Genomic DNA, 17,920 nt, shown 5'->3' on the forward strand with positions numbered 1-17,920 from the left:
TGGACAAGAGTTATTATTGCTCAACCGAAACTACGGCTATAAATTATAATCTAGAACAGGGGGAAATAGCCAACTTTCTGAAAGTAAGAAAAATATAAACTGAGCAATTTTTCATCAATAACGGGACAGGAGATAGATAGCTCTGTTAATTCTATCAATGTTCGAGTTGCGTCAAATTCTAGCTTATCAGGGGAAAATAGTTTTGACAGTTTCAAAAGCAGTAATAAAGATGAGTATAGTGTATTCTTGGGAGACCGGGATAATTGATACTTTAATTCGGCATAAAAATTATCATAATTAACTTTTTCTAAGGAATAGCCTAAAAGTTGAAGAGAATTAAAGAAAGTTTCCCAGGAAATTAGCTGAGAATTAATTAAATGAAATACTTTGCCAGCATGGTTTTTTTGCTGGGATAAACCGACAATTGCCTGACTGACATAATCAACGGGAACGATATCTATTTGTGTGTTTAAAGCGGGGAATTTTTTTAATTGAATACAACCCTTTAGCAAAATACACAGGAAATCTTGGAAATTACCGTTAATCCCCGTTTTACTATTCCCGATAATTCTTGAAGGACGATAAATACAAGCAGGTAATCCTCTTTTTTGTGCGACCATCACTAATTGTTCTGCCACCCATTTACTTTGGCGATAACCTCCTTGAAGATTAACAAAATTAGGGCTATCCATTTCGGTGATTCTGCCAATTTCCTCCTGATTATCACCGAGAAAAACCCCAAGAGTCGAAACAAAATGAACAGGTTTAGTTTGCTCCCTACTAGCTAATCTTAGCACTTCCTGCGTCCCCAACACATTTACCGGTTTTAAGGTGGAGTAGGGACGAGCAGAGTTAACCCAAGCTCCATTGTGATAAATAATATCAATTATTGCCGCTAATTCATTAAATGCTAGTTGAGAAAGACCGAATAAAGGTTTACCTAAATCTCCAACAATAGGAATAATACGAGAATTAAAACCATCTTGCCAAAGAGAATAAAACTCTAAGTTTTTTTGAAGACGATTTTTTCCCTCCTCTATATTAGAACAGCGAACTAAACAATAAATATCTGCGCTGGTTTTCTGGAGAAGTTCTTCGAGTAAATAAGCACCAAGAAAACCAGTTGCTCCTGTCAATAAGATAGCTTTTGGCTCTAGTACATTCTTGGAAAGCGATTGCTCAAATTGAATCGAGGAATCCAAATTTACTTCCGCTTTCAGGTCTAACTGTTGAGTCACAGGTTTAGTCATGTGTTTTTTAAATCCCTTCTAGAGCAACCTGATGAATAAGTTCGGCATCGGAGAGATAGGGAAATCTTTGCCAAAAACGAGACCATGTTACTAAATATATCTCTTGTTCTTCTTGAGGAAATCGCTTAAGTTTCTCCTCAAATAGATTTTTATAACGGTCTATTTCTGCTTTTAAATAATGGTGTGCTTCCTCTCCATAGAATTTTTGAAACATCCAGTAGGTATTGTAACTACCTGCTGCCATATCCTTTTTGTAGGAACGAAGATCATCATTAAATTCTAGTAAAACTTCTAGAGGTGACATCAGATCAAAAATTTCACTTCTGTAGGGTTTACCTGAAATCTGAACGAGAGCAGAGTGTAGAATCCTCAAATCAGAAGACCTTAGTTCAGAGGCAAGAAGTAAGTCCTCATAAGTTATTTTTTCAGAAGCAATTAGCTGACCTTCTAATTCAATATATTTACCTAAGTTGTCTGCTTGTGCTAAAATTGCGGAGCCTTCTACACCAAGTTCATGCAACAGAGATTCAATAATTTTTTTTCTGGCATCCCAGGGAGAAACTTGAGTTAATAGTGAGCCATCTTTTTGATTACTCTCTTCTAGTTCTACATCGGTTTCGTAGATCAGATATTCAATAAATGCTAAGAGGGGATAAAATTCAAAAAATTCATCATCATAAATGTTATAAATTGGACAATATATTTTGAAAAACGGCTTTAAAACTGAAGTAGCTTTATAGATACTATAATAGGAAATATAAGGGATTTGACTAACGGTTTTTTTTCTTTCAATCATCCCAGGGGACATTTGCGGGTTCATTTTAGTTTCTCCTTTTTGAATTTTTAAACAAATAAGTTTCCGCAGTCAAATAACAGGTTTAAACCCCTTCTAAAACAGTCTGACGAAGAAGTTCAGCACTAGAGAAATAGGGAAATACATCTTGCCATAAACGAGACCATTTTGCTGAATAAACTTCTTGTTCTTGTTGAGATAATCCTTTGAGGGTTGCCTCAAATAGATTACTGTAACGGTCTATTTCTGCCTTTAAATAATGGTGTGCTTCCTCTCCATACAATTTCTGAAACATCCAGTAGGTGTTATAGTTACTGGCTGCTCTATCCTCTTGATAGGAACGAAAATCATCATGAACTTCTAGCAAAATGTTGATCGGTGACATCAGCTCAAAAACTTCAGTTTTGTAAGGTTTACCTAGTATTGAAATTAAAGTAAAGTAAAGCATATTGATATCGGAAGACTGCAATTCAGAAGCACGAATCACCTCTTGATGAGTTATTGTTTCAGAATTCACTAACTGACTGCCAAGGTGAAAAAATTCTCCTAAGTTCTCCATAGCATTTAGGATAGTAGGATGTTCTACATTAAATTCCTTTAAAAAAGATTGAATGATTTTCTTTCTAGCATCCCATGATAAGTTATTCTGTTGATTGCTTCCTAGATCAATATTGACTTCATGGATTAAAGATTCAATCAATGCTAAAACTGGATAACATAAAAGAAACTCATCAAGAGAAACGTCGTCAATCATATTATATTGCTTAAAAATAGATTTAAACATAAAAGCAGTTTTGTATAGACTATGATAAGAGATGTAACGGGTTTGACTGCTTGGTTGTTTGCTTTTAAGACGCTCATACAAAATCTCTAAGTCCTGTAGATTCATTTTTGATGCTCCTAATTTTGAATTTTCCAATGAATAGTGATGCAGATTTTAATAATAGCAGGCTATGGGATGGCTAATTATTCATTATTTTCGACCCCTTCCAGAGCTACTTGACGAATAAGTTCAGCACTAGAGAGATAAGAATATCTTTTCCAGAAACGAGACCATTTTTTTGTATATCTTTCTTGTTCTTCTTCAGGAAATAGCTTGAGTTTCTCTTCAAATAGATTTTTATAACGGTCTATTTCTGCTTTTAAATAATGGTGTGCTTCTTCTCCATACAATTTCTGAAACATCCAGTAAGTATTGTAATTACCTGCTGCCACATCCCTTTTATAGGAACAAAAATCATCCTGAAATTCACTCAAGATTTCTGTCGGTGAGAGAATTTCAAAAATTTCCGCTCTGTAGGATTTACCTGACATCTGAACTAGAATAGTGTGGATAATCCTCAAATCAGATGAACGCAATTTGGAAGCACGGATTACATCCTCTAATGTTATTTTTTCAGAAGCTACTAGCTGACTTTCTAATTCAAAATATTCACCTAAGTTATCTATTTGCTCTAAAATTGTAGGGTGTTCTAAATTAAATTCTTTTAAAAAAGATTGAATAATTATCTTTCTATTGTCCCAGGGAGCAAGGTGAGATGATAGATTGCTATTCTTTTGATTGTTTTCTGTTTCTATATCAGTTTCATAGACAGAAGATTCAATAAGTGCTAAGAGTGGAGAAAGTTCCAAAAACTGATCATCAGAAATATTATAAATCGGACAATATAGCCTTAAAGAAACGTGGATTACAGAAATAGCTTTGAATAGACTATGATAGGAAATGTAAGGGATTCGACTAATAGTTTGTTTACTTTTAATCCGCTCAATAGATATCAATGGGATCATTTGGGGTTCTCCTTGTTTTGATTTTTTATACAAATAAATTTCTGCGGTCAAATAACAGGTTTAAACCCCTTCTAAAACAGCTTGACGAAGAAGTTCAGCACTAGAGAAATAGGGAAATACATTTTGCCATAAACGAGACCATTTTGCTGAATAAATTTCTTGTTCTTGTTCAGATAATCCTTTCAGGGTTGCTTCAAATAGCTTACTGTAACGGTCTATTTCTGCTTTTAAATAATGGTGTGCTTCCTCTCCATACAATTTCTGAAACATCCAATAGGTATTATAATTACCGGCTGCCCTATCCTCTTGATAGGAAAGAAAATCATCATGAAATTCTAGCAGAATATGTATAGGTGACATAATCTCAAAAATTTCATCTCTATAAGGTTTACCTGACATAGCAATCAAGGTACAGTGGAGAATTAACTCGTCAGAAGACCGCAATTCAGAGGCACGAATTACATCTTCTAATGTGATATTTTCAGAGGTCAATAGCTTACTTTCCAATTGAATATATTTCCCTAAATTATCCATTTGATTTAAAATACTAGGAGCTTCTAAATCAAATTCTTGCAAAAAAGATCGAATGATAATTTTTTTAGAATCCCACAGAGACGACTGACTTGATGGGCTGCTATCCTTTTGATTGCTTTCCATCTCCGCATCAGTTTCATAGACAAGGTATTCAATAAATGCTAAAAGGGGATAATATTCAAAAAACTCATCTAGTGAAATATGATAAATCGGGCAATAATGCTTGAATATGAATTTGAGACTGGGAGTAGCTTTGTATATACTACGATAGGAAATATAATGATTGCGACTGATGGGGTGTTTGCTTTTAAATCTCTCAAGATTTGCTTGTAAGTCCATTTTTGTGTTTCCTTATTTTAAGTCGTGGAAGGATCGTACCATATCTAGGAAAATAATCACCAATAAACTGGGAATTTATCAGACTAATCCTAGGTATAACTCAAAACATTTCATAACCCGCCTCTTGACATAATGGTTGACAATAGGTGTTTAATTTTTCGATATCTGCCGGCTCTATTGAGTCTTTCCATCCGTCTATTTTCCCCATTCTAAATGTTCTAGCAGAAGGGTTATAAATTTCCCCCAACTGAGAAGCAATAGTTTCACTAAAAGGAATATCCAAATGGTGGCAAATTTTTTCCATCGTCTCCCTTTGTTTTTCCGACTTGCCACCTCCCTGTTCTCCCACCAGATCCTCAAAACGGATAAATAAACAATTTTGCTCTTGAGACCAAGCTAACATAGAACGGAACACTTCAGCAAAATTTCTGATTTCTACTCCCGCTTTTGCCGCATAGCCTCCCACTAAAATAAAATCTAATCTTTGGCTAGGAGACATGGACTTAAAATCCTCTTCTAAAAAGTGTCTTGCCGGCATTTTTCCCGTATCTAAAACAAAGGGAATTGAGGAAGCTATAACAGCACGAGGATCACGAATAATGAAGATATGCTGATAATTTAATTCCTGAAGAATTGGGGTTAACAGAGGTGTCCAAGGAATATGACCTAAAATGTATTGCTTTTCGGCAATCAGAGTTAACCAATGTCGAACAATCGCCAAATCTACATAGTAGGGAGTTAAAGCCCCTATGCTAATCTGTTTTTGGCTAAATTGGGTTTGATGCTCGATTCTTTTTTTAACTTCTCGATAGTTAAAAAATAGAGGCACTTCTTGAACTTCTCGATCCTCAAAATGTTCTTTATAGCCCAGAATTTCAACGGACTTAGCCAACAAATGAGTGCCACTTTTAGGCAAAGAATTAATTAGTAATCGCTTGGCTGCTAACTCGGTATAGGACATCGCTTTTGAGTTAAAAGTATTGATCATTGTTCGTGGCTTTAAAACATTCCTATGGGGGGAACATATTCCGAATCAATTCGCACATCTAAGACGGTAGGTTTGCCATCCCGATAAATTGCCTCATAATCTAATTCATGCAAGTCTTGACTATTACGAATAATATAACCATTCGCTCCCATTCCCCGAGCAATTTGACTAAAATCTACTGATGGTAAAGCAAACTCTAGGGGTTCTACTCCCGTTTGAAGATGTCGGTGTTTAACCATACCAAAAGATTGATCATTAAGAATGATAAAAATAATCGGTAATTTTTCAGCAACAGCAACAGCAAGTTCGTTACCGTGCATTAGAAAACATCCATCACCTGTAAGACAAACCACTGGGGTATTTTTTACCCCCATAGCTGTTCCAATCGCACTGCCAATTCCCCAACCCATGGGAGCAGTTGCCACAGCTAAACGGAAATTTTCCGGACGGGGTGGGAAGAAATAGTGAATTGTCCAAGCTAACCAATTACCCACATCGACTAAATAGCGGGTTTCCGGGGGAAAATGTTGTAGGAGTTCACCGATTAATTGCTGGGGTTTAACAGGGGAATTATCCTCTGAAAGTCGATAGCTATCCGGTTCTTTAACGGTAATGTGAGCGGGTTGATAAGGCTGGTAAAATTCAGGGGATAAGCTCGCTGATAACTCTGGTTTTACTTGTCCCCTTTGCCGAGTTTTCTGTAATCTTTTTAGTAATTCTGCCAAGGTAGTTTTGATTGTACCTTGAATGTGTAAACTGGCCATCGGAGAACTTTTAAAATAGTCCCTTGCGTGATGAATATGAACTATTTTTTTAGTTAACAATTTCTGATCCCAAGCCGAGGTTTCCCATTGGCCTAAGTTCATCCCAGCCGCTAAAATTAAAGCAACAGAATCATCGGTTAAAGCTTGACGGGCCGTTTGATGTCCGGCGAAACCAAAGACCCCTTTTACTAAAGGATGATAAGGATTAACACAGGTTTTACCACCTTGAGTTGTGACAATAGAAGCGTTAATTAATTCGGCTAATGCCATAATTTCCGAGGTGGCTTCCGTACAATCTTGACCAACCCAGATGGCGATGGTTTGACCTTGGTCTAAGATATTGTTTATGGTACTATCAAGCTCATCTAAGGCTTTTAAATCAACTAATGCAGCAGCTTGAGTCGCTACCTGGGGATAAGCAAGGGATGAGGGAGACTCAACCCGGAAAATATTCACAGGAATACTAAGATGAGCCGGTCCAAAAGGTGAATGTAAAACTGTTGTTAATGCCGCTGCCAATTTTCTTTCTAATTGATTAGGGTGGGTGACGAGGGTATTATAACGGGTACAGTGCTTAAACATGGCCACTGTATCAATGGTATCAGGCGATGATTCTTGAAAGGCACTCCAGCTAAAATTAGGTAGGGCAGTTTGTGCGGTGATAACAAGTAAAGGTATCCCTTCGGCATAAGCTGAGGCTAATCCTGTAATGAAATTGGTGCTACCCGGTCCAGTTGTGCCGCAGCAAACCCCGATTTTTCCCGTTTCACGAGCATAACCATCAGCCATAAAAGCGGCACCGGTTTCGTGACAAGTCAAAACGGCACGAACCCCCCCGCGTCTTTCACTGCGTGCTAAGGCTTCGTAGAAGGCACTATTATGTCCTCCCGGGATGCCGAAAACGTATTCTACCCCTAATTGCTCTAAATAATCGACAATTAGGTCACTCATATTTCTTGGCTGGATTTGTTCTGGCTCTGTCAAGGTAATGGGAGAAGAGGCTTGTGAAATCATTAGATTTTGTCTTGTTAATGGACTATTGTTAGAATATCTCACATAAGTAGCTAGGTGGAATTAAATTAAAAATGGATTTTAGGTTCTATCCCCCCTTCCCCCTTGATAAGGGGGCTGCCGATAGACGGGGGGATCAGATTAATTAGAACCACTCACATAGACGCTGGTTTTGAACCCCTAGGCAGAAAATTGGTTTAGCTAAATTTTTGTAAACTCTCAATAACCCCCGGCAGCTGTGAGGAAAAATTTTTCCGCTGCAATTTGGGATTGATAACTATCAAATGTGTAGCCAAATAAGGCGATGTCATCCTGAAAGTGTTTTTCTACTAATTTTCTGGTTCTGTTGTTGTAATATTCTCGATAATCACGATGTTTTGACTTGTTTAAACAGGGCAGAGAAGCTTTAATATTTAGCCTTTGACAGACCAGATCAAAATCAGCTTCTAAAGTTTCATATCTACCAACAAAGTCAACTATTATTTTGCCTTCTAAGTCAGTAATAAGGTCTTTTTGTAGTTTAGTTGCTCCTTTGGGAAAGGGATTTTTGGTACTAATAACCCATTCCAAGTATTCTTCAAAACCGTCCAGAGATTTAACCAATTCATGTCTAACATGATCTTTCTCCTTAAGAATAAAATGATAATAGGATACCTGCCAATCCCAAGGATTTCTGACAAAAGAAAATTTATAAAAATTATTATATACTTCCTCTGACAGTTCTTTTTGCATATCTCTGGCTTTAGCGTGCCAAAGAGAGGATTCCCACATTTCATACAGGGGATTGATTTGCTCTCCTAACATTCTGGGAGGGCGATTAATTTTGAATTTTTCAGGTTGTTGTGCATAAGGTTCTAAGACTGCTTTAACGCTTGTCCCCGCAGCTTTTGTGACATGAAAAAAAATGAACTGATGACTGTAGGATATTAACATTAATCTTGCGGTGTGATAACAATAGCTCTGCCCGAGACCGGTAAGCGTATCAATTTTAGTATAAATTGAACTTGACAAAAGAGACAGTATCTAAACTGTCAGCTTGTCCATTCTGGCTGCCCTCTGGGAGATGCTCTAGGGGTTAACCCGAAAATGCACAGAAATTGCTATTTCCTTAAGAACTGAGGATTTTCTACAAGTTGTGTGAACAGTAAGACTGATGTAGAATGCTGCCAGGCATCTGAATCCCCGAACTTTATATGACTGAAATCCCTAGCAACCAATCCAACTTAGTGATTTTAGGAGTCTCATCAATGACGGAAACTACCGCACCCGTCATTCCCCAGGATTTTCTCGGCATTAATCCCGCAGAAATCAACAAAAAACTTGTGTCTTGGGGAATTTCTCTGGATGAAGTCCTTCAAAAACTTGCCTCTCTTGGACTCCCCGGCATTATTTTCATTATTGCTGTTGCCGCATCCACTAGCACTACCTATCCCATGATTTACGCACTTTTGGGGTTAGGCGGTCCGCTGGGGGTAATTGGCGGACTTGGGGTCTTAGGTGTCTCTACTATTATTGGTGACATGGTTACGGGTTATGGCATTGAGGCAGTGCTGAAAGCGGTATATCTCAAACGTCGTGAAACAGAAACTCAAGAATATCTCATCAATGAGGTGAAAGGTTTGCCAATTTCTTCAGTTCTAAAACTTAACCTGAAAAAGGCTATTGAAGTAGAAATTTTCACCCAAGAACCCCTTGCTACCAAAAAAGTCGAAATTGTTGAAGAGTAGTTTTGACTTGACTAAGCACTTTCTCCCCCCGCTCCCCCGCTGCCATGCCAATTGGCTTTTTCTTAGTACATATATTCTGTAGTATGCGATCGCTCGTCAGCTGCGCTCGATCATTGAAAATCTAATATAGAACTTGTAGATTTTTCTACCCATCCTAGCCGATTTTTTGCGTTGTAAACTGCCAGTTTTACCATATTCATGCTCGCAGATATTCTGTAAGGATTTGCTGGCTTTTTAGGGTTAGGATCTATTGTAACGACATTTCCACTCCAAAGATCACTACCAGTTGCCCAGTCTAATCCAGCCAACAATGAAATTTTAGCACTATCAAAACTGTTGTTATTTTCATCATAAATATCGTGCAACAAGTATCCTAATATTTCTAAGCCTACACTACGTCCTAAAATACAACTTGTCTGAAATTTAGTTAACTGATCAACGGTTAATTTATCTGTGCTATTCCCCGCTATTTCTCTAGTTTGAGAACACTCATGAAAAAACTGATTTAAACATTTAGATAAAGCCTCAGATGATTCTTCAACGCTTATCTCTGTTAAATCAGAACTAATGTCGTTATCAAAGGCTAAACTTACTAATTTAGCCACATAGTTAAATGTATAAATAAGTTTCTTTTTTAACGAAGTTTGATCTTTGATAGCTTCTGTTTTACCATCAAACATAGACACTTGATAGAGTAAATTTTTAGTAATACCCACCCGTCCTTCAAATTCCCCAAAGGAGAGAAGTAACGATTTATCTAAAGGCCTTGTTTGAGCCATATCTCTAAAATCAGTTTGGCATTGTCTAAAATCCCCTTCCAATACCAAAGTAATAGGAAAATCATTATCACCGATTAGTTCCCCCTCAGAATTCGTAATCAATTCGTGAATAGCGCGTTTACGATGTTGACCATCTGTAATATCTAATTTGATTCCACGTCCAATTACAACCAAGCATAGCCCACGAGCAAGATCGATCAGCTTAATTTTTTCTGGATCAACATTAGCTGTTAGAGTTCCTAAAATCCATGGTTTATCTTGTTTAATCCGCTTAAGGATATATTCTTTAACTTCCTCTGTATGTCCTTGAACCTCTGGGCGATTTTTTCCTGAATCGGGATCGTTCCCTGTAGATGGCTTTGCTTGGAGCAAGGTTGGTAAATCATGAGCGGGAACGTTTATTTGAACCATTTTTCGTTTTCCTTGTTGGAAAACTAGCCCAAGATAGCATTTCTCTCTGTAATGCTCAGAAAAGTAGTATTCCAGTACCTGATTCAGTTGTTGAGTCAAATCTGAAGAATGAGGTGCAATATCAGACATAATAAAAAAAAACACCAAAAAACACTCAATACTCATATATTATATCAGTTATCTTAATGATGAGGCATGAAGTTTTCGTTTTGGGGAATAGGAAACGCCAGAATAGGGAACAAGGAACAGCAGCTGATCGTCCAGGGGTGATTCCGAATCCCGTCATACATCATCTTTAGGCGAAACTCTGTAGTCATCCTTGAGACACTCAGTATGGAGAGAAATACGGACTTTTTATGACAGATACCCTCAAATCAGATAAGTCGCCTATCCGTACTATTGCGGAGTTTGTCGAGGATTTAAATTATTTAACTCAAGAAATACAGGAATTATACTGTGCAGATACTATTCCTTGGGTTGTGGGAGTATCATGGGGAAAAGATAGTACAAGTATATTGCAGTTAATCTGGAATGCGATCGCCGCCTTACCATTAGAGAAGCGAAAAAAAACCATTCATGTCATCACTACCGATACTTTTGTTGAAAACCCAATTGTTTCTACTTGGGTACGCAGATGTATTAGACAGCTTACAGAAGCGGCAAAACAGCAACAAATGCCTGTGAAATCGCATCTACTGCATCCTGAAGTTGACGCTACTTTCTGGGTTTGTCTGATAGGAAAAGGATATCCTGCTCCAAGGCACGGCTTTCGTTGGTGTACTGATCGCATGAAAATTCAGCCTGTCAATAACTTTATTCGCAATTTAGTCAGGGTTCATTGTGAAACTATTGTTGTGCTAGGAATTAGGAAGGCTGAAAGTCAAGCGCGAGCAATCACCATGAAAAAACATGAAATAGGTAGAGTTCGTGACAGATTAAGCCCCAATGGACGTTTAATCAACTCTTTGATTTATACTCCCATAGAAGATTGGCGTACTGATGAAGTATGGATGTACTTAATGCAGTGGGAAAATCCCTGGGGAGGAGACAACAAAGAATTATTAGCAATGTATCGGGGAGCGACTGCGGATAATGAATGTCCCCTAGTGGTAGATACTTCCACTCCTAGCTGTGGAGATTCGCGCTTTGGTTGTTGGGTGTGTACGATGGTGAATAAAGATAAATCGATGGAGGCAATGATACAGAATGACGAGGAAAAAGAATGGTTACAACCGCTTTTAGACCTTCGCAACGAATTAGACTTAAAAAACGACAGAGAAAGGAGAGATTTTCGCCGTATTTATGGCAAGGTTGAACTTTTTGGTTCAGACAAGATCGAACCCATACCGGGACCTTATACTAAACAATGGCGGGAATATTGGCTGAGAAGGGTATTAGAAGCCCAGGAGAGCGTGCGTACTAATGCGCCAGAGGAGATGAAAGATATTACCCTAATTACCACGGAGGAACTCAGCGAAATTCGCCGGATTTGGAGGGAAGAAAAGCACGAATTTGATGACCAATTACCGAAGATTTATAAACAAGTGACTGGAGAAACTTTTCGAGATCCGCGACCGGGAGCGGATAATAATCTTTTGGGGAGTGAAGAATGGGATATCCTCGCGGATATCTGTGCCGAGGATTCCATGCACCTAGAATTATTGGCTAAACTTATAGATACAGAACGTCAATATTTTCTCAAAATCTCTCGCAAGGGTATTTACAAAGACCTAGAAAAATGCTTTGAGTCTAGTTCTCGTAGTAAAGAGGAAGCGATCGAAAATGCTCGTTATGTCTATGATCTAAAGAATGCCGCTCAAAGTGGTAATATTGCCCAGGTGAAAGAACAACTCAAAGAGAGTTTTAGTGAACCGGAAAAAGACCCGCAAAAACAGTTAACTTGGGCCAGTATGAAATTCCCTACAACCGATGAGGAGGAGGAATAACAGGTTTATGTAAACTGGCGATCGAGTTGACCATCAATAAAATTACTGTTTCTCGACGACGCGATGAAACCCTACCAAAAAATTCCTATTCGTGAATGTGGGGAACCCCTAGTACCGATACCCGCAGATAAATTTGTTATCCCTTCTCCCCATGCTTACGAGAAATTGGGGGCTAATTATCGGGGTAAATCTCCCTATTTTTTGCGACAAGGGGTGTTAAATGCCCTGATTGACGCTCAAAACCGTCTGCAAGTCTATCAACCCGGTTGGCAAATTTTGATTTTTGATGCCTATCGACCCGTGGAAGTGCAACAATTTATGGTCGATTATAGTTTTCAGACTCTCCTAGACACAAGAGGATTAGCCAAAGAGAAACTATCGGAGGCAGAAAGTCAAGCGATTTTAACAGAAGTTTACACTATTTGGGCGGTTCCCAGCGATAATGCCGCCACTCCGCCTCCCCATAGTACCGGAGCGGCGATCGATATTACCCTAGTGGACGAGAAGGGACAAGCCATCGACATGGGGGGAGAAATCGATGAGATCAGTGAGCGATCGCATCCCGATCATTATATCGCCGCAAAAAGCCCGCGAGAACAGAGTTATCATCAAAAACGAGTTTTATTGGCTAAAGTGATGGAGGAGGCGGGATTTAGCCGACATAAGGGGGAATGGTGGCATTTTTCCCTAGGGGATCAGATGTGGGCCTGGTCGCTCGATCGAGCCTACGCCATCTATGGCAGAGTGGAGGATTAAGTAGGGTTTGCGGCAAAAAGTTTCTTGTGGGGACAGGGTGTGGCCCCCCAACCCCCCCGACATCGGGGGGTGTGGGTTTTGACCGATTCTCATCTGCTCAATTACCTAATTTTCAGGGGAAAAGTCCCTGAATTTTCCCCCCAATCACTCCCGTCGCCGGTACTTTTTGATTGACAAAAGGTCTAAAAGTCTTACCCAACAAGGTTTTGAGATTTATTCAGCAAGCCCTAGATAAATACTGATATACTAACAAAACAAGACTCAAAGCTTACACCGGCTTCCGCTCGATGATCGCCAAAATTTGATTAACAAAAGCTTGGTGATCAACCACTGGTTTAGAAATATAACCATCGGCCCCACTCTGCTTAAGAAAATTCTCTCGATCGCCCTCCATAGCGTGAGCGGTGACGATAATAACGGGTAAATCGGCGGTTTCGGGGTTAGCTTTGAGAATTTGGCTGATTTTAATGCCATCTACCGCTTTCCCTTCATAGACACTATGGGAGAGGGAGACATCCATTAAGATCACGTCCGCTTCCTTATCCCGAGCAATACGAAGCACTTCTTCCACATCTTCGGTCCCTTTGACCTCTAGACCACCTCGTTTGGTCAAAATTTTGGCAAAAACGCGAAAATTTATCGGGTCGTCTTCTACAATCAAAACAGTCGTCATAGGGATGCTCAGGGATAAACAAGGTTAAAAAGGGCAAAATGCCTTATGATTCACAGCTAGACAGATTAAAAACGAGAGACTCATGGCCAAACAACTGGATTTCTTAGCTAGTGGTCAAATTATACCCACGGCTTTACACCAAGAGATGGAACGCTCCTATCTAGAATATGCCATGAGTGTGATCGTGGGGCGAGCCTTGCCGGATGTACGCGATGGCTTAAAACCAGTACACCGTCGCATATTATACGCTATGCACGAACTGGGTTTAACTCCCGATCGCCCCTTTCGCAAATGTGCGCGGGTGGTGGGGGATGTCTTGGGTAAATATCATCCCCACGGTGATCAGTCAGTGTACGAGGCACTGGTTCGTATGGTACAGGATTTTTCCAGTCGTTACCCACTTTTATCGGGCCATGGTAACTTTGGTTCGATCGATAACGACCCCCCGGCGGCCATGCGTTATACAGAAACCCGTTTGGCCGGCATCGGGGATCAGGCGGTTTTAGGGGGAATTAGCGAAGCTATCGTTAATTTTAGCAGTAATTTTGATAATTCTCAACAGGAACCCGTTGTTTTACCCGCTCAGTTACCGATACTGATTCTTAATGGTTGTTCGGGTATTGCGGTAGGAATGGCGACTAATATTCCTCCCCATAATTTAGGGGAAGTGGTGGAAGGTTTAATCGCTTTGATTGATAATCCCGATTTAAGCGAGGAAAAGTTAGTAGAAATTATCCCCGGGCCCGATTTTCCCACGGGAGGCGAGATTTTAGATGATACCGGCATTCGCGAGGCCTATCGCACCGGTAGGGGGATTATTCCCGTGCGCGGAGTGGCGAAAACTGAAACAATTATCATTGAGGGCAAGCGCCGAAGGGAAAGGACGGCAATTGTGGTTACTGAGTTGCCTTTTCAGGTGAATAAGGCGGCATGGATTGAAAAAATCGCCGAATTAGTTAATTTAGGGAAATTGGAGGGAATTGCCGATATCCGCGATGAAAGCAATCGCGAAGGCATTCGGGTGGTGATTGAATTAAAGCGGGAAAGTCAACCGCAGCAGGTTTTGGCGGCTTTATACCAACAAACGGCGCTGCAGACTAATTTTGGGGCGATTATCCTGGCTTTGGTTGATAATCAACCGAGGCAGTTGTCTTTAAAACAAGTTTTACAGGAATTCTTGCGCTTTCGAGAAACAACTCTCACCCGTCAGTATGGCGATGAGTTGCAACAGGCCAGCGATCGCTTACACCTAGTGGAGGGTTTATTATTAGCTTTGCAGAATATCGATCGAGTGGTGGATATTCTCAAAAATGCTCCCGATGGGACGACGGCTAAGTATCGTTTTCAGGCAGAATTGGGCATTAGTGACGCTCAAGCTGATTCTATCTTGGCTATGCCTCTGCGTCGTTTAACTGGTTTGGAAAGACAAAAGTTAGAGACGGAAGCGACGGAATTACAAACAAAAATTCAACAGTTGGAAACCCTCCTCCATAACCGTCAGGAGTTTCTCAAGTCTCTGAAAAAAGAATTGCGCTCTTTAAAGAAAAAATTCGCCGATAGCAGACGGACAAAAATTCGCACCGGCAAGTCGGGGGACAAGAGACAGGAGACAGGAGACAGGAGACAGGAGACAGGAGACAGGAGACAGGAGACAGCAGGGAAGAAATTGGATTCTGCTGTTAAAAAACAGGAGACAGGAGACAGGAGACAGGAGACAGGAGACAGGAGACAGGAGACAGGAGACAGGAGACAGGAGACAGCAGGGAAGAAACAGGATTCTGTGGTTAAAAAACAGGAGACGGGAGACAGGAGACAGGAGACAGAAGGGAAGAAACAGGATTCTGTGGTTAAAAAACAGGAGAATAAAGTTAAGAAAAAGTCTGAGAGTGAGAATGCACCGAGTTTAAGCCTATTTACGCCCCAAGAACCCCCAGAAAATGCGATTTTATTGCTTGATGCCGAAGATAAAATTGGTTGGACGACGCCGGAAGAGCGAGCGCCGGACCGGGGTTTAATTATCTATCAACAGGCGATCGAAAAACGGGAAAATTTCCTAGTTATCCTCGATAATGCCAAAGCTTACCCGATTGCTATCCGGGAAGTTCCCCCGCAAGCGAATCAACCGGTTTTAATCTCCAGTCTGCTGACCAAAACCGCCCAAAAAGAGTCAGAAGCCGTGTTAAATCAATTTTTCTTGGCAGAACCTCAAAAAAATCAAGAATTGCTTTTACTGAGTCAACAGGGGCGAATAAAGCGGCTTCCCATCGATGAATTAGAGGGGCTTGGTAGTCGGGGTTTGTCCCTCATGAAATTGAAAGAAGATGATCGCCTATATGCTGCTATTTTTACTCATGAGGGCCTGGACTTAGCGATCGCCACCAGTAGCGGTCGGGTGTTGCGTTATCCCGTGCGCGAGGAATTATTGCCAATGATGAGTAAATCCGCTCAGGGTTTAGCAATTTTGCGATTGCGCTACGGGGAACATCTAGCTGGCTGTGTTTCTCTCCCCCATCGGGAAAATCTGCTCCTGATTTCGGGATTAGGCTACGGGAAAAGACTGGCGATCGATAATTTACGACTATCACAATTAGGCGATCTTGGTTCACCCGCTTTACAATTCGTCAACAAACAGGATAGTTTAGCGGCCATGGTAGCGGCGCGGGCGGGGGGTATAGTGTTATTAAGTACCGATCAGAAGCGAAAACTATCCTTAGAGGTAGAAACTGTAACAGTTACGGGTAAAGACGGGACAGGTTCACAATTAGTAAAACTCAACCCTGGAGAAAAAATTATCAAAGCACAATTGTTAAGTAGTCGTGCAAAATTAATTTCCTAGTGAAGATAGGCAAGAGGCAAGAGGCAAGAGGTGGTTAGATATGTGTAATTAATTTTGCTTAGGTACTTACCTAAAATGTCGGATGAATGCCCCCGCTAAATTTTTCGACAAGACATCAACCTTTGCGGGGGATGAAATCCGACCAGGATATTGACTGCGAAGCACGATTTTAATTCTACCATTTGTAGGTAAACTGTGTTATACTTAATTTATCCAGGGTCGAGGATTAATCAATGCTAGTCGTAGAAGCCAAGTTAAAAAACGGGACACCAGAACAATACCAAAGACTAGATAAAGCAATTAGGACATCTCAGTTTGTGCGTAACTCTTGTGTTCGTTATTGGATGGACAATCAAGGGACAACCCGCAATGATTTTCAAAAGCTTTGTGCGGTACTAGCTAACAATAAAGAGACACCATGGGTTAATAAATTAAACTCTCAAGCTCGTCAATCTGCTGCTGATAGAGCCTGGCAATCAATTAATAGGTTTTACCAGAATTGTCATGCTAAGATACCGGTCAAAAAGGGTTTTCCTCGGTTCAAAAAGCATAGCCGTTCCGTTGAGTACAAACTAACAGGCTACAAACTATCTGAGGATCGACGTAAAATCAAGTTCACCGATGGCTTTAAAGCAGGAGAATTTGATTTATGGTGTAGTCAAAAAACCTTAGTTTATTATTCAGAGCAACAGATTAAACGGGTAAGAGTTGTTAGACGTGCTGACGGTTATTATTGTCAGTTTTTGATTGACGTAGAACGGCAAGAATACCATGAACCAACGGGACAAATAACAGGAATTGACTTAGGGTTAAAAGAGTTTTATACTGACGACCAAGGCAATACTGTAGAGAATCCACGTTATTTAAGAAAGTCAGAAAAACGACTGAAAAAAGCACAAAGGAGATTATCAAAACAATTTCGCCAAGGAAAGAAACAGTCTAACAACTATCACAAGCAACGGATAAAAGTAGCTAGGCTTCATCTTAAGGTGTCAAGACAACGTAAAGACAAAGCGATTAAAGACGCTTTGGCGTTAGTCCAGTCTAATGATCTGGTAGTCTATGAAGCTTTAAAGGTAAGAAACTTAGTAAAAAACCGTAAGCTATCTAAGTCGATTAGTGATGCTTCTTGGTATCAATTCACTGAATGGTTGAATTATTTTGCCAAGATTTATCGGATTGTTTGTGTTGCTGTCCCTCCCCATTTTACTAGCCAAGATTGTTCAGTTTGTGGGACGAGAGTTCAAAAAACATTAAGCACTAGAACTCATCAATGTCCTAACTGTAAAACAATCTTAGATAGGGATCATAATGCAGCAATCAAC

At 40.0% G+C, this 17,920-nt stretch carries 15 protein-coding genes; 5 read left to right on the forward strand and 10 right to left on the reverse strand.

Annotated features, from left to right (window positions below; translation table 11 throughout):
• Nucleotides 1–50 precede the first annotated feature (50 nt).
• From MICAI_RS06955 to MICAI_RS06990, 8 genes are all read right to left on the reverse strand, one after another.
• The gene (locus MICAI_RS06955) at nt 51–1,250 is read right to left on the reverse strand and encodes a thioester reductase domain-containing protein (protein WP_008199621.1); all 1,200 of its coding nucleotides are present in this window, start codon (nt 1,248–1,250) and stop codon (nt 51–53) included.
• A 7-nt stretch (nt 1,251–1,257) separates the two neighbouring features.
• Entirely contained in the window at nt 1,258–2,070 is an 813-nt protein-coding gene (locus MICAI_RS06960; protein ID WP_008199623.1) for a hypothetical protein, read from the reverse strand.
• Nucleotides 2,071–2,128: 58 nt separating this feature from the next.
• On the reverse strand, nt 2,129–2,932 hold the full coding sequence (locus tag MICAI_RS06965; RefSeq protein WP_008199626.1) for a hypothetical protein: 804 nt from the start codon (nt 2,930–2,932) through the stop codon (nt 2,129–2,131).
• Nucleotides 2,933–3,009: 77 nt separating this feature from the next.
• The gene (locus MICAI_RS06970) at nt 3,010–3,831 is read right to left on the reverse strand and encodes a hypothetical protein (protein ID WP_039899759.1); all 822 of its coding nucleotides are present in this window, start codon (nt 3,829–3,831) and stop codon (nt 3,010–3,012) included.
• A gap of 60 nt (nt 3,832–3,891) precedes the next feature.
• The gene (locus tag MICAI_RS06975; RefSeq protein ID WP_008199629.1) at nt 3,892–4,704 is read right to left on the reverse strand and encodes a hypothetical protein; all 813 of its coding nucleotides are present in this window, start codon (nt 4,702–4,704) and stop codon (nt 3,892–3,894) included.
• A gap of 100 nt (nt 4,705–4,804) precedes the next feature.
• A complete protein-coding gene (locus MICAI_RS06980; RefSeq protein ID WP_232306154.1) occupies nt 4,805–5,665 on the reverse strand; it encodes a sulfotransferase domain-containing protein in 861 nt (286 codons plus the stop codon).
• Nucleotides 5,666–5,703: 38 nt separating this feature from the next.
• Nucleotides 5,704–7,470, reverse strand: coding sequence for a thiamine pyrophosphate-binding protein (locus tag MICAI_RS06985; protein ID WP_008199633.1), 1,767 nt, complete (start codon nt 7,468–7,470; stop codon nt 5,704–5,706).
• 216 nt (nt 7,471–7,686) lie between these two features.
• Nucleotides 7,687–8,400, reverse strand: coding sequence for a sulfotransferase family 2 domain-containing protein (locus MICAI_RS06990; protein ID WP_008199635.1), 714 nt, complete (start codon nt 8,398–8,400; stop codon nt 7,687–7,689).
• A 314-nt stretch (nt 8,401–8,714) separates the two neighbouring features.
• Here MICAI_RS06990 and MICAI_RS06995 point away from each other — a divergent pair, with 314 nt between their 5' ends.
• Nucleotides 8,715–9,194: a hypothetical protein gene (locus tag MICAI_RS06995; protein ID WP_008199637.1), complete on the forward strand. Its 480-nt coding sequence runs from the start codon at nt 8,715–8,717 to the stop codon at nt 9,192–9,194.
• Between the two features lie 110 nt (nt 9,195–9,304).
• Here the strand turns inward: MICAI_RS06995 and MICAI_RS07000 are convergent, their stop codons facing one another.
• Nucleotides 9,305–10,549: a DNA sulfur modification protein DndB gene (locus tag MICAI_RS07000; RefSeq protein ID WP_008199639.1), complete on the reverse strand. Its 1,245-nt coding sequence runs from the start codon at nt 10,547–10,549 to the stop codon at nt 9,305–9,307.
• 191 nt (nt 10,550–10,740) lie between these two features.
• Between MICAI_RS07000 and dndC the strand changes: the two genes are divergently transcribed.
• Together dndC and MICAI_RS07010 are read left to right on the forward strand one after the other, a co-directional pair.
• On the forward strand, nt 10,741–12,330 hold the full coding sequence (gene dndC / locus MICAI_RS07005) for a DNA phosphorothioation system sulfurtransferase DndC (RefSeq protein WP_008199641.1): 1,590 nt from the start codon (nt 10,741–10,743) through the stop codon (nt 12,328–12,330).
• A 63-nt stretch (nt 12,331–12,393) separates the two neighbouring features.
• Complete coding sequence (locus MICAI_RS07010) at nt 12,394–13,086, forward strand: M15 family metallopeptidase (RefSeq protein ID WP_008199644.1); 693 nt, start codon at nt 12,394–12,396, stop codon at nt 13,084–13,086.
• A 268-nt stretch (nt 13,087–13,354) separates the two neighbouring features.
• Here MICAI_RS07010 and MICAI_RS07015 read toward each other — a convergent pair whose 3' ends face one another.
• Nucleotides 13,355–13,759, reverse strand: a complete 405-nt coding sequence (locus MICAI_RS07015; RefSeq protein ID WP_008199646.1) for a response regulator — start codon at nt 13,757–13,759, stop codon at nt 13,355–13,357.
• 82 nt (nt 13,760–13,841) lie between these two features.
• Here MICAI_RS07015 and MICAI_RS07020 point away from each other — a divergent pair, with 82 nt between their 5' ends.
• On the forward strand, nt 13,842–16,595 hold the full coding sequence (locus MICAI_RS07020) for a DNA gyrase/topoisomerase IV subunit A (RefSeq protein ID WP_008199648.1): 2,754 nt from the start codon (nt 13,842–13,844) through the stop codon (nt 16,593–16,595).
• A 233-nt stretch (nt 16,596–16,828) separates the two neighbouring features.
• Nucleotides 16,829–17,920, forward strand: a 1,092-nt coding sequence (locus MICAI_RS07025) for an RNA-guided endonuclease InsQ/TnpB family protein (protein WP_039899758.1), incomplete at its 3' end; no start/stop codon positions are given.

It is taken from the genome of Microcystis sp. T1-4 (assembly GCF_000297435.1).
Lineage (GTDB): Bacteria > Cyanobacteriota > Cyanobacteriia > Cyanobacteriales > Microcystaceae > Microcystis.